General features: G+C 63.6%; 3 protein-coding genes. 1 reads left to right on the forward strand and 2 read right to left on the reverse strand.

Annotation, left to right across the window (positions count from 1 at the left end):
* Window positions 1-96: transposase (locus MKZ87_RS03310; RefSeq protein WP_244647842.1), on the forward strand; the 96-nt coding region annotated here is incomplete at its 5' end.
* A gap of 223 nt (window positions 97-319) precedes the next feature.
* On the opposite strand, the gene MKZ87_RS03315 is transcribed toward MKZ87_RS03310, so the two are convergent.
* Together MKZ87_RS03315 and MKZ87_RS03320 are read right to left on the reverse strand one after the other, a co-directional pair.
* Window positions 320-1,267 carry an alpha/beta hydrolase gene (locus MKZ87_RS03315; protein ID WP_266200293.1) on the reverse strand — a complete coding sequence of 316 codons (948 nt, stop codon included), beginning with the start codon at window positions 1,265-1,267 and terminating at the stop codon, window positions 320-322.
* A 63-nt stretch (window positions 1,268-1,330) separates the two neighbouring features.
* Complete coding sequence (locus MKZ87_RS03320; protein WP_085703518.1) at window positions 1,331-14,953, reverse strand: non-ribosomal peptide synthetase; 13,623 nt, start codon at window positions 14,951-14,953, stop codon at window positions 1,331-1,333.
* Window positions 14,954-14,959: the final 6 nt, after the last annotated feature.

The raw sequence follows: 14,959 nt of genomic DNA on the forward strand, positions 1-14,959 counted from the left end.
AATCGAATAAAGGTCATCAAACGGATGGCGTACGGTTACCGGGATAGCGAATTCTTTTTCATGAAGATCAAGAGCGTCTTTCCCGGTAATCCGTGAAGAACCTTTTTTTTGGGATGAACGTTTAATGACACAGCAAAGCATGCGGAAGGAAGCCAGGTGTAATTCGAACTACACCAACGGCAGACAAGGTTTCAAACCGGAACAGCCAAGCGCCTGAAACCGGACGTCACGACCGGCCTCTTCGCGAGCAGGCTCGCTCCCACAGGGACGGGTATTGAAGGCCTGATGTGGAATGAAGCGCACATCAGGCCAGGTCGGATCAGACCGTTTCGGGATACATCACGGTGCGCAGCACGCTCACCAGTTCCTGATAGATCGCCTCGACCTCCTCGGTGACCATGCGCATGCGTAAAAAGTCATGCACGTGGCCGCCGAACTCGCGGCATTCGAGCAAGCCGCCCGCCGCCGCCAGACGCTCGGCGTAGGCGCGGCCTTCATCGACCAGCGGATCGAAACCGGCCAGCGCCACGTAGGCCGGGGCTGCGCCGTTGAGGTCGGGGCTCAGCAGTGGCGAGAAGCGCCAGTCGCGGCGATCCTCGATGCTGCGGGCGTAGTGCTGGTAGAACCATTCCAGCGTTTCGCTTTCCAGCAGGTAGCCTTCACCGAGCAAGTCCATCGACTCTCGGCGCTGCGAGGCGTCGGTCACCGGGTAGCAGAGCAATTGCAGGCACGGTTTCAGCGCGCCGGGGGCGCGTGCCTCAAGTGCCAGCACGGTCGCCAGCGTGGCGCCGACGCTGTCGCCGCCAAACACCAGGCGCGACAGATCGAGATCGAATTCGCCGGCCCGTTCGCGCAGCCAATCCAGGGCATCGGCACAATCGTGCAACGCCACCGGGAATTTGTGTTCCGGCGCGCGGCGGTAACCCACCGACAGCACCGCACACGGTGTGCGCGCGCAGAACTCACGGCAAATACCGTCATGGGAGTCGAGGCTGCCGACGACGAAACCACCGCCGTGCAAAAACAGCAGCACCGGCAAGACACCGTCCTTGTGCAACGGACGGTACAGCCGCAAGGTCAGCTCGGCGCCGTCGCGGGCAAGGTGTCGCACCTCACTCACTTCGACATCCGGCACCTCCCAACGCATCTGTTGCGAGGACTGCTCGAACGCCTCCCGGGCCTGCTCGGGTGTCCCTTGGTGAAACGCAACGTTCCGACTGTCTTCGACCAGATCAAGAAACGCCGCTACTTCCGAATTCAATGACATGCACCCCATCCCGGGCCGATGCGCACAATGCGCACCGGCCCTCTCAAAAAGTTAAAGACCGGCTCAACCCGCCGACTGTTGCAGGCAATGCTCGACCAGCGCTTCCAGCTCGGCCTGATACTGCTGCATCAAGGTCTCGATGGTGCTTGGGCGGAAGCGACGGGTGCTGTACATGCAACGCATCGACAGCTTGCCGTCGAACACCTGACCGACAATTTCCAGCCAGTTGCCGAGGTTGGCATCCAGGCTGTAGACATCGCCGATGTGCTCGTGCGCCGGCATCAACATCGCCTGCTCGTCAAAGGTCTGGTCGAACTGTCCCAGATAGTTGAAGGTCAGCCGCGCCTGGGGCAACGCCGCCAGACGCTGTTGCACCGATGCATCCGCCATGTAGCGCAGCGCGCCGTAGCCGACGCCTTTCTGCGGCACAGCAGCCAACTGCTCGCGGACCGCCAGGATCGAAGCGCCAAAATCCTGCTCCGCCAACGGCGCCAGCCGCACCGGGAACATGGTGGTGAACCAGCCAAGCGTGCGGCTCAGATCCAGCCCTTCGACCAGGTCCTCACGACCGTGCCCTTCCAGTTGCACCAGCACCGACTCGGCCTCGCTCCAGCGACACAGCACACGACCGAGGGCAGTCAGCAGCAGATCGTTGATCTGGGTGCCGTACACCGCCGGCGCCTGTTTGAGCAGTTGCCCGGTGCGGGTGGCGTCGAGCCCCATGAACGCTTCTTCGCGAAAACGCACCAGGTTCTTGCCGCGCGGGTTGTCACACGGCAGATCCTTGCCCGGCTGATCCAGTTGTCCGAGCCAGTAATCCAGCTCTTGCCCGACCAGTGCCGGCACCTGCGCCGCCAGGCCATCGGCCCAGGCGCGATAGCTGCTGGTACGCTGCGCCAGTTGCGGCTCGCGACCCTGGCTGAACGCCTCGTACGCGAGTTGCAGGTCTTGCAGGAACACCCGCCACGACACCGCATCGATTACCAGGTGATGCACCACCAACAGCAAGCGCACCTCGCCGTCCGGCAGATTCACCAGCAGGCCGCGCATCAGTGGCCCTTCGAGCAGGTTGAGGCTGCGCTGCGCTTCGTTGACCAGTGCGTCGAGTTGCTCGATGTCGCTGATCTCACGCTGCCACAGCAACGGGTTGTGCTCGGCGATGCACAAGCTGTCCTGCAGCGTTTGATAGTGCTGCAACCAGCGGCCCTGATCCTGATAGAAGCGCAGCCGCAATGAGTCGTGCTGCGCCAGCATCAACCGCAGCGTCTGCTCCAGCGCCGGGGCATCCAGCGCCTGGCGCGATCGCAGCATCATCGCCTGGTTGAAATGATGCGGTTCGCTCATCCCCTCGGCGAAGAACCATTCCTGGATCGGCAACAGACCAAACGCCCCCGCCTGCGCTACATGACTGCTGTCGGCGGTCTGGCTCGAGCGCGCGACCGCTTGCTGGTCGAACAGGTTGCCAATGGTCTGGAAGCGCATCAGGTCGCGCAGCTTGATGTCCAGTTTCAGTTGCGGATGGTTCCGCGCCCGGGAAATCACTTGCAGGCTGAGAATCGAATCACCGCCCAACTCGAAGAAGTTGTCGCTGATACCGACCTGCTCCACTTGCAGGACATCGGCCCAGATCTCGGCCAGCCACGTTTCCTGCTCGTTGCGCGGCGCCTGATATTGATCGGCGCAAAACTCAGGCTCGGGCAGCGCCTTGCGGTCCAGTTTGCCGTTCGGCGAGATCGGCAGGCGTGCCAGACTCATGATCTGCAGCGGCACCATGTATTCGGGCAACTGTGCGCGCAACAGGGTCTTCAGACGCTCGCCGGCGTTGTCGTCGGTGCTGACCACATAGCCGATCAACTGTTTGCCGGAGACGCCGTCACGGGCGATGACCACGGCATCGGTGACACCGTCCTGAGCGCGCAGGCAGGCTTCGATTTCACCCAGTTCGATGCGGAAACCGCGAATCTTCACCTGATGGTCGGCGCGGCCGACGTAATCGAGGATGCCGTCATGGCGCAGGCGCACCAGGTCGCCGCTGCGGTACAGACGGCTGCCCGGTGCCCCGAACGGATCCGGCACGAAGCGCTCGGCGGTGATGGCCGCACGGCCATGGTAACCACGGGCAACCCCGTAGCCGCCGATATACAACTGGCCGGACAAGTCCTGTGGCAGCGGATTGAGATCGTCGTCCAGTACCCACAGCGAGCGTTGGCCGACCACTCGCCCGATCGGCGCATAGGCGGCAGCGCAGGCTTCATTGTTCGGCGCTTTCCAGAGCATTGGCGTGACCACGGTTTCGGTCGGGCCGTAACCGTTGGTGATGTACTGCGGTTGCAACACGCGGCGCACTTGCGCCAGGGTCTGCTCCGGCACCGCGTCACCCCCAAGGCAGTAAATGCGCACCTTCGGCACGGCCATGCCGCTGGCCTCGACATACTCAGCCACCTGTTTGAGGTAGGCCGGCGGGAAGCAGGCAATATCGATCGAACGGTTGAGCAAGGCGTGGCTGGTCTGCTCCGGTGTCCACAGTTCATGATCGCGCAGCACCAGCGTGCCGCCAAAGGCCAGCGTGGTCAGCCAGCGTTCATGGGCGCCGTCGAACGCGAACGACATGAAGTGCAACTCGCGCGTGCCGGCATCCATCTCGTACAACTCACGGATTGCCTGGCAATGCATGCTCAGCGGTCCGTGGGTCACCGCCACACCTTTGGGCAAACCGGTGGAGCCCGAGGTGTAGATCAGGTAGGCGAGGCTGTCATCACAGGTCTGTACTTGCGGGGCCGTGTCGGGGTACTGATTGCCGTCGAAAAGGTCGAGATCAAGCAATGGCAGGTTCGCCGGCAATGGCAAACGCTGGCTGGCGGCGCCACGGCTGATCATCTGACGCATGCCGGAGTCTTCGATCATGAAAGCCAGGCGATCGGCCGGATAGTCGATGTCCAGCGGCACATAGGCAGCGCCGCTTTTGAACACGGCGAGCAGAGCCACCAGTATGTCGAGCGAACGTTCCAGTGCGACACCGATCAGCACTTCCGGACCGGCACCCGCGGCGATCAAATGATGCGCCAGCTGATTGGCACGGCACTCGAGTTGCGCGTAGCTCAACTGTTCGGCACCACATTCGGCGGCAATGGCCTCAGGGCGTTGCGCGGCAATCATCGCCGGCAACAGCGCGCGCCGATGCACCGCCGCCGGTTCTGCGCCCCACTGTTGCAAGGCCTGCCATTGTGGCGCGGCCAGACGCTGCAGGTTGCCCAGACGCTCCGTCGGCTGCCGCATCATGCTGTGCAGCAACACTTCCATGGTCTGGCGGATCCGCTCGACCGCTTCGACACTGAAACGATCACGCAGGAACAGGTACTCGATGGAGAACTCTTCTCCCAGATGCACCGCCAGGTCCATCGGGAAATTGGTCACGTCATGGCTCGCCGAGGCGCCGAAGCGCAGGCCGCCCGGTGCCTGTTCCAGACGCTGGTCGATCGGGTAGTTCTCGAACACGATGATGCTGTCGAACAAGGCTTGCCCGCCCTGCCCCGACCAACGCTGAATATCCGCCAGCGGTGCGTGAGCATGTTCACGCAGATCGAGGTTATAGGCCTGCAGACTGCTCAGCCAGGCATTCAGCGGCTGCGCCGGATCGAGGGTCTGGATCACCGGCAAGGTGTTGATGAACAGCCCCAGCATGTTGCCGGCATTCGGCAACCCTTCCGGGCGCCCGGCCACGGTGGCACCGAACGCCACGCTGTGCTGACCGGTGTAGCGCTGCAACAACAGCAACCATGCGCCTTGAATCAAGGTGTTGGCGGTAATGCCCTGAGCCCGGCAATGCTGCTGCAACAAGGCGGTCTGCTGCGCATCCCAACGGGTGTACAACGCCTGGTGGCCGTGCTCGGCGGATTCATGACGCGGGTGCATCGCCTGGCTCAGCGCGGTCGGTTCCACCAGTGTCTGCAAGTGGCCGCGCCAGAACTGCTCGAGTTGCGCCGAATCCTGCTGCTGCAACCACGCGATAAAGTCGCGGTAACGACCGCTCTCGCCCTCGATCTGGCCGGTGGCGTAGTGCTGCAGGACCTCGCCGAACAACTGCGAACTGCTCCAGCCGTCCATCAGGATGTGATGGCTGGTCCAGATCAACTGGTACTTGTCGGCGTCCAGACGAATCAGGCGCGTGCGTTGCAACGGCATGCGATCCAGCTCAAAACCCTGAACCCGCTGCTGGCGGGCGAACTCGGCGAGTTGCGCCTCATCCATCGGCGTGTCCAGCGCTTGCAGGTCAACAATGCCCTGACGGTGGACGACCTGCACCGGTGACGCCTGGCTGTCTTGCCAGTGGAACGACGTGCGCAGGATTTCGTGACGCTGCACCACGCATTCCCACGCGGCACGGAAGCGTTCGATATCGAGGCCTTCGACCGACAGGTTGAGCTGGTTGACGTAAAGATCGTCGCCATCATCGGACAAGGTGTGGAACAGCATGCCCTGCTGCATCGGCGACAACGGATAGATGTCTTCGATGTCCGCGACCGGCACCGGCAAACCGTCCAGACGTGCCTGGTCCAGCGCCGCCAGCGGGAAGTCCGACGGCGTCAGGCCGTGGTTGCCCGGGGTCACGCAGTGTTCGATCAGCGCCGTCAGTTCACGCCCGTATTCATCGGCCACGGCCTGCACGGTCGCGGTGTCGAACATTTGCTCGCTGAAGCTCCACGACAGGCTCAGTTCACCGCCATACACCTGACCGTTGACCGACAGCCAGTTGCCCAGCGGGGCCTGTTCGCCGAGGTCACTGCCGGCGCTTTCGCCGGCCGGCAGGAACAGCGCGGCTTCGTCGAACTGGCTATCGAACTGGCCAAGGTAGTTGAAGGTGATTTTGGGCACAGGCAGCGCTGCCAGCGTCTCACGCGCCGAGGCATCGCCCAGATAACGCAAGGCGCCAAAACCGATGCCCTTGTGGGGAATCGCACGCAGTTGCTCCTTGATCTGTTTGATCGATTCAGCGAAACCGCTGGCCGGCGTCAGGTGTACCGGGAACACGCTGGTGAACCAGCCGAGGGTGCGGCTCAGATCGATATCGTCGAACAGGTCTTCACGACCATGACCTTCCAGCTGAATCAGTGCCGAAGCATGCCCGTTCCAGCGACTGATGACCCGCGCCAGTGCGGTCAGCAGCAAGTCGTTGACCTGCGTGCGATAAGCCGCCGGGGCCTGTTGCAACAATTGTCGGGTCAGCTCCGGCGCAAGGCGCGTCTGCACACTTTGCGCGTAGCGGTTTTCCAGGCTGCCGTCCGGATGTTCGCACGGCAAAGTGGCGGTCGCCCCGCGCAAGTGCTCACGCCAGAAGGCCTGCTCGTCATCGAGGCTGGCGGTGTGTGCCTGCAAGCGTTCGGCCCAGGCTTTGAAGGCGCTGGTCTTGGCCGGCAACGCGACCTCGCGCCCGGCCTGGATCTGGCTGAACGCGGTTTGCAGATCTTCCAGCAGGATCCGCCACGAGACACCATCGACCACCAGGTGATGCACCACCAGCATCAAGCGCTGAGTGTGATCCGGCAGATCGAACAACACACCGCGCAGCAGCGGCCCGTCGAGCAGATCGAGACTGCCCTGGGCCTGCTGACAGATCCCTTCGATGTCAGCCGAATCCGTCAGCGTGCGCTGCCAGAGCAGTTCCTGCACAGGCTCGGGCGGGCGGTGCGTGGCGGTCCAGCCTTCAGTCGTTTCAATGAACGACAGGCGCAAGGCATCGTGATGCGCAACCAGTGCCTGAAGCACCTGCGCGACGGTCCCGGCATGCAGAGTCATCGCCGGTTTGAGCAGCAGCGACTGGTTCCAGTGATGCCGCTCGGGGATCTCGCTGGCGAAGAACCATTGCTGGAACGGCAACAACGGCGTCGCCCCGCTGACCGGCCCCTGATCGATGCTCAGCACCGTGCCGCCCGATTGTGCGACCGCCGCCAGTGCCTGCACGGTCTGGTGCTGGAACAGATCCTTGGGCGTGAACTGGATACCGGCCTGCCGCGCACGGCCGACCACTTGAATCGAGATGATCGAATCACCACCCAGTTCGAAGAAGTTGTCCGTAGCGCTGACCCGCTCAAGGCGCAGGACATCGGCCCAGATCGTGGCGATGCGTTGCTCCATGTCATTGCGCGGCGCCACGTAGCTGTTCTGCATCAGGCTGGCGTCCGGTGCCGGCAGCGCCTTGCGGTCCAGTTTGCCGTTCGGGGTCACCGGCAGGTTCGACAGCACCATCAAGTGCGCCGGCACCATGTGCGCCGGCAGACTCTCCTTGAGGGCGTCGCGCACGCTGTCGCGCCATTCGCCCAGTTGTGCCTCCTCCACCGGCTGCGTCGGTACCAGATAGGCCACCAGTTGCTTGCCGCTTGGCCCGGTGTGCGCCAGCACCACGGCTTCACGCACCCGGCTCAACTCCAGCAGGCGCGCTTCGATTTCGCCCAGTTCGATGCGGAAACCACGGATTTTCACCTGATTGTCGACGCGGCCCTGATAGTCGAACACGCCATCGGCGCGTTCACGCACCAGGTCTCCGCTGCGGTACAGACGACCGCCCGGCGCCCCGAACGGATCGGGTACGAAGCGTTCAGCGGTCATCGCCGGACGATCCAGATAACCCCGGGCCAGTCCGGTGCCGCCCAGATACAACTCACCCATCACGCCCTGTGGCAATGCGTTGAGGTCAGCGCTGAGCACGCAGGTGCTGCGGTCGCCGATCCGCGTACCGATCGGCGCATAGGCCGCGCCGCACACGTCGCCGCGCCCGGCCTTCCAGATCAACGGGGTGACCACGGTTTCGGTCGGCCCGTAACCGTTGATGATGTGCTGTGGCGCCAGCGCCGCACGCGCCCGTTCGAAACTGTCGTTGGGCACGGCATCGCCGCCGAAACAGTAGATGCGCACCGCTGGCGGCTGGCCGACCTGTTCGGCGTGCTCGGCCAATTGCTGCAAGTACACCGGCGGGAACGCCGCCACCGTCACGCCGTGCTGTTGCATGGCGGCATAGGTCTGCTCCGGACTCCACAGACTGTCATCGCGCAGCAACAGCCGCGAGCCATGGGTCAGCGGGGTCAACCAGCGTTCATGAGCGCCGTCGAAAGCGAACGACATGAAGTGCAGCTCGCAATCGTCCGGGGTCATTTCATAGCGCTGACCGATCGCCTGGCAATGCATCGCCAGCGGTCCGTGTTCCACGCATACACCCTTGGGCTGGCCGGTGGAACCGGAGGTGTAAATCACGTAAGCAAGGTTTTGCGGGTGCACCTCGACCTGCGGCGCCACGTCTGGCCACTCGGCGGTCGGCAACGTGTCCAGATCCAGTGCGCGCAAACCGGTGCTCAGCGGCAACCGCGGGCGCAGTTGCGAATCGCTGAGCAACAGCGCGATGCCCGAATCTTCGATCAGATAGGCCAGGCGCTCGCGCGGATAACCGGCATCCAGTGGCACATAGGCGCCGCCGGCCTTGAGCACCGCGAGCAAGGCCACCAGCATCGATGGGCTGCGCGGCAGGGCGACGCCGACACGCACTTCCGGCCCGACGCCTTCATGGATCAGCACATGCGCGAGGCGGTTTGCCCGGCTTTCAAGCTCGGCGAAAGTCAACGCCTGATCGCCACAACGCACGGCTTCCCGTTGCGCCTGCTGCGCCGCGATCACCGCGATGCGCTGATGCACCAGCAACGGATCCGTGCACGGTTGCGCACGATTGCTGTCCTGCAGACGGCGCTGTTCTTCACCGCTGAGCAGGGTCAACGCGCCGAGACGCGCATTCGCCGACTGCACGAACTGCTCCAGCAACGAAGCCAGTTGCGCGTGCAAACGCACAATCGCCTGCGCGCTGAAACGGGCGGCGGCAAAGCTGTAATGCACCGACAGGGTTTCGCCGAGGTTGACCCCGACCGTCAGCGGGAAGTTGGTTTGTTCACGGGTGTCGACCGCGCCGAAATTCAGACCCAGCGACGAGCCTTGCTCCAGCGCTTCGGAGATCGGGTAGTTCTCGAACACCAACAGGTTGTCGAACAGGCCATCGCTGCCCTGCCCCGACCAGCGCTGGATATCGGCCAGTGGCGTGTGTTCGAAATCACGCAGGCCAACGTTGAGTTCCTGCACGGTTTGCAGCCACTGGCTGACCGTCAGTTGCGGCTCTGGACGGGCAATCACCGGCAGGGTGTTGATGAACAGGCCGACCTGCTGCTCGACCCCCGGCAGATTGGCCGGACGCCCCGACACAGTGGCGCCGAAGGCCACGGTCGATTGCCCGGTGTAACGTTGCAACAGCAACAGCCACGCCGCTTGCACCAGGGTGTTGAGGGTGACTTTTTGCTGACGGGCAAACTCGCTCAAGCGCAATGTGCCCGTGGCGTCGATCCACTGCTGATAGTGCCCGGTACCGCCCTCGGCGCTCGTCGACCGATCCGCCAGCCCCTGGGCCAGGCGGGTTGGCTCATCAAATTGAGCCAGACGCTCGAGCCAGAATTGCTCGCTGAGCTGACTGTCCTGACGCTGCAGCCAGGCGATGTAATCGCTGTAGCGGCCAATGGGCGCTGCAGGCACCTGCCCGGCATAGCGTTGCAGCACTTCACCGAGTAACTGCGAGTTGCTCCAGCCGTCGAGCAAAATGTGGTGGCTGGTGTAGAGCAGTTCGTGGCGGTCTTGCGCGGTGCGCACCACCACCAGGCGCAACAGTGGCACCTCGTTCAGATCGAACGGACGGTTGCGTTCGGCCTCGGCCAGCGCATCCAGCGCTTCGCCCGGTTGGCCGCGCCAGTCGTGAACGGTGAACGGCAGCGTGGCCGAGCGTTCGACGATTTGCAGCGGCTGAGCCTGCGCCCCGCCCCAGACAAACCGCGTGCGCAGAATGTCATGGGCCTCCAGCGCCGCTTGCCAGGCCTGACGGAAACGCTCGACATCAAGCCCTTCCACCGACACCCGCATCTGGTTGATGTAATCGCCCGAACCCTGTTCGTACAGGGTGTGGAACAGCATGCCCTGTTGCATCGGCGACAGCGGATAGATGTTGTTCACCGATGGCGGATCGGTGATCAGCGTATCGAGCTGCGCCTGAGTCAGGTCAGCCAGCGGGAAGTCCGACGGCGTCACACCGCGGTTGTGCGCCTCACAGCAATGGGCGATCAGCGCATTGAGCTCTTGTGCATAGTCGTCAGCCAGACGCTGGATCGTCGCCTGATTGAACATTTCGTGGCTGAACGACCAGCTGAGGCTGAGCTCACCGCCGTAGACCTTGCCGTTGATGTCCAGCCAGTTGGCCAACGGTGCCAGCGAACTCTGCTCGCGGCCGGTGCTTTCACTGGCGGGCACGAACAGCGCGGCCTCGTCGAACTGGCTGTCGAACTGCCCCAGATAGTTGAAGGTAATGCGCGGCACCGGCTGCGCGGCGAGCGTCTGCCGCGCGTGTTCGTCGCCCAGGTAACGCAGGGCACCAAAGCCCAGGCCCTTGTTCGGTACGCCACGCAGCTGTTCCTTGACCGCCTTCAGCGAGTCGGCCAGGCCCATGGCCGCGGTCAGACGCACCGGGAACAGGCTGGTGAACCAACCCACGGTTCGGCTCAGGTCGATGTCGTCGAACAGCGCTTCACGGCCATGACCTTCGAGCTGGATCAGGGTCGAGGCCTGACCGGTCCAGCGGCAGATCACCCGCGCCAGCGCCGTCAGCAGCAGATCGTTGATCTGCGTGCGATAGGCGGCGGGCGCCTGCTGCAACAGTTGGCGGGTCTGATCCGCATTCAGGCGGGTTTCCACGCTCACCGCGTGACGGTTCTGCAAGCTTGCCGCAGGGTTGTCACAAGGCAGATCGGCGGGCGCTTCACCCAACTGGCCGGCCCACCACGTCAGTTCCTGTTGCAGCTCACCACCGGCGAACGCTTGCAGGCGTTGCGCCCAGTCCTTGAACGGGCTGGTCTTGGCCGGCAGTTTGACTGTCTGGCCGTTCTGCAGCTGCTCGCAAGCGTTCTGCAAATCTTCCAGCAACACGCGCCAGGACACACCGTCGACCACCAGGTGATGGATCGCCAGCAACAGGCGCTGGCTGCCATCGGCCACATTCAGCAGCACGGCGCGCAACAGCGGGCCGTATTGCAAATCGAGGCTGCCTTGCGCGGCGTCGCACACCGCTTCGATTTCGTCGGCGTGCTGCACGCTCGCCTGTTGCAGCAACGGCCGGTTATCCGGCGCGCGGTGCGTGGCCGTCCAGCCTTCGGCACCTTCGCTGAAGCTCAGGCGCAAGGCGTCGTGATGCGCAACCAGTGCCTGCAAGGCGTGCTCGAGGACATCGGCATCGACCGCTTGCGAAGGTTTCAGCAGCAACGACTGGTTCCAGCGCTGACGCTCGGGAATCGCCAGCTCGAAGAATCGTTGCTGGAACGGCAGCAACGGCGTGCTGCCGGTGACGGCGCCCTGCTCGATGCCGAACGCCGCGTCGCCACGCTGGGCGACCCGGGCCAGACCTTGCACGGTCTGGTACTGGAACAAATCCTTGGGGGTGATGCGCAGGCCGGCCTGACGTGCACGGCTGACCACCTGGATGGAGATGATCGAATCGCCGCCAAGGGCAAAGAAGTTATCCGTGACGCCCACCTGTTCCAGCCCGAGCACGGCTTGCCAGATCTCGCACAATTGCCGTTCGTTGTCGTTACCCGGCGCCAGATAGGTGTGCTGCTCCAGCGCTGCGTCAGGTTTGGGCAGCGCCTTGCGATCAAGCTTGCCGTTGGGGGTCAGCGGCAGTTTTTCGAGGAACAGCCAATGCGCCGGCACCATGTATTCGGGCAGGTGCTCGCGCAGAGCGGTCTTGAGCACTTCGCGCAGCCGCGCTTGTTCTTCGGCGTTACCCAGGGCAGCGCTCGGCACGATGCAGGCGACCAGTTGCTGACCGCTCGCGCCTTCCTGCGCCAGCACCGCCAGCTCGCGCACCGTGTCTTGTTGCAGCAAACGCGCTTCGATCTCACCCAGCTCGATGCGGAAACCACGCACCTTGACCTGATGGTCGATACGCCCGACGTATTGCAGGTTGCCGTCAGGCTGATAACGCGTCAGGTCACCGGTACGGTAGAAACGCTCGCCCGGAGCGCCGAACGGGTTCGGCAGATACTTTTCTGCGGTCAACGCCGGCCGGGCCAGATAACCGCGGGTGATGCCGGCACCGGCCAGGTACAGTTCGGCGGCGACGCCTTGCGGCACCGGTTGCAACTCGCCATCGAGGACATAGCTGGCGGTGTGTTTCAGCGGCCGGCCGATGCTCGGCTGGCCACCCGCCATGCGCCGTGTCCAGGTTGAATAGGTGGTGTCTTCCGACGGGCCGTACAGGTCGAAAACATGCTCGACCGTCGGTTGCGCATACAAGGTGTCGACCAGCGACTGCTTGAGCGGCTCACCGGCCAGATTGATGATGCGCACGCTCGGCGGGATCTCGCCGCTGCGTTGCAGGGCGGCAATCGCCGACGGCACGGTGTTGATCAGGCGCACCTGATCGCGGGCCGGCAACTGCGGCAACTCCAGCGCATTGCGGGCGATGATCAGCGAACCACCGTTGGCCAGAGTGACAAACAGCTCCCACACCGACAGGTCGAAACACACCGACGTCGAAGCCAGCACGCCTTGAATATCGTCGCGGCTGTACACCGATTGCGACCAGTCGATCAGCGCCAGTACGTTGCGATGGGCAATCGCCACGCCTTTCGGTTTGCCGGTCGAACCGGAGGTGTAAATCACATACGCCAGATTGTCGGCCGACACCCGCGTTTGCGGCGCATGCGCCGGATACGCGGCGAAATCCTCGGCGGCGTTGTCCATCAGCAGCACGTCGGTGTCCGCCGCTGTCGCCAGACTGGCGGCGACGTCCCGTTCGGTCAGCAGGCACAGCGCCCGGCTGTCTTCGAGCATGTAGGCGACGCGGTCGGCCGGGTAATCCGGGTCGAGCGGCACGTACACGCCCCCGGCCTTGAGCACGGCCAGCAGCGCGACCAGCAGATTCTCCGAACGCTGCATCGCCACGCCGACGCGCACCTCCGGACCGACGCCTCGCTCGATCAACGCATGCGCCAACGGGTTGGCCCGTGCTTCAAGCTCGGCATAGGTCAGATGCCGCTCGGCGAACGTCACCGCGCGTGCATTCGGGGTCTGCGCGGCCTGCCGGGCGATCAACTGATGAATGCACAGGTCGCTGGCAAACGGTGCGTCGACAGGGTTCCAGTCGTGCAGCAATACCTGCCGCTCACTGGCATCAAGCAACGGCAATTCGCCGACACGTTGTTGCGCATCGCTGACGATGCCCTTGAGCAACGCCTGCAAATGCCTGCCCATACGCTCGATGGAGGCGGCTTCGAACAGGTCCGTGGCGTAGATCAGCGAGGCCCACACGCCCTCCGGCGATTCGTGGGTTTCCAGGGTCAGGTCGAACTGCGCCGTGAGGCTGTCCCAGTTCACGCTTTCAACCGCCAGCCCCGGCAACTGCATGGCCTGCCGGGCCTGCCGCGCGCCACTCTGATGGTTGAACATCACCTGGAACAACGGGCTGCGGCTCAGGCTGCGTTCCGGCGCCAGGGCTTCGACCAATTGCTCGAACGGCAGATCCTGATGCGCCTGCGCGCCCAGCGCCGCTTGCCTGGCCTGGGCCAGCAAGGCGCTGAACGTCATGCTGCTGTCGAGGGTGGCGCGCAAAACCTGGGTGTTGACGAAAAAGCCGATCAGCCCTTCGGTTTCCGCGCGGTTGCGGTTGGCAATCGGCACGCCGATGCGAATGTCGTCCTGACCGCTGTAGCGATGCAGCAAGGTCTGGAACGCGGCCAGCAACAGCATGAACATCGTCACGCCTTCACGGCGCGCAAGGTCCTGCAGGCCTTTGCTCAACGCCGCGTCCAGCTGCATGTCCAGACGTGCACCGCGATAGCTTTGCACCAGCGGGCGCGGATGATCGGCCGGCAGTTCCAGCACGCCCGGATCCGAGCCCAGATGTTCGACCCAATAGCTCAATTGCCGCTCGCGCTCACCGGCGTCCATCCAGCTGCGTTGCCACTGGGCGAAATCGGCGTACTGGATCGGCAACGGTGCCAGCGTGGCCGGTGCGCCCTGACTGAACCCGGCATAGAGTTCGATCAGTTCGCCGACCATCACTTGCATCGACCAGCCATCGGAAATGATGTGATGTTGCACCATCACCAGAACGTGATCGTCCGGTGCCAGCCGCAGCAGGCAGACCCGCAGCAAGGTGTCCTGTTCCAGATCGAACGGGCGGGCAATCTCGGCTTCGATGGCCGCGCGCAAACGCGGCTCATCGACTTCGCCCTCCAGCTCGCGAACCTCGATCTGCAAGGCAAACGGTGCCTTGATCAGCTGAATGGCCCTGTCCTGATCACCTCGGGCAAAGCCGGTGCGCAGACTTTCGTGACGCTCGATCAGCGTATCGAAACTGCGCTGCAGCACCGCCATGTCCAGGGCGCCGCGCAAGCGCAACGCCGTGGGAATGTGGTACGCCGCGCTGTCCGGCTCCATCTGCCAGAGAAACCACTGCCGCTCCTGGGCATAAGACAAAAGCAGCGGTTCACCTTCGGCGCGCCGGAAAATCGGCGCGATGCCATAAAGGTTAATGCCCTGTTTGCCCAGTAGAATCGCCAGCGCCTTGCGTTTCTCGGGAGAAAGCGCGCCTACCGATTCAATCAACTGCTGCATGCCGTG

The organism is Pseudomonas sp. MCal1 (assembly GCF_026341415.1).
Classification (GTDB): domain Bacteria; phylum Pseudomonadota; class Gammaproteobacteria; order Pseudomonadales; family Pseudomonadaceae; genus Aquipseudomonas.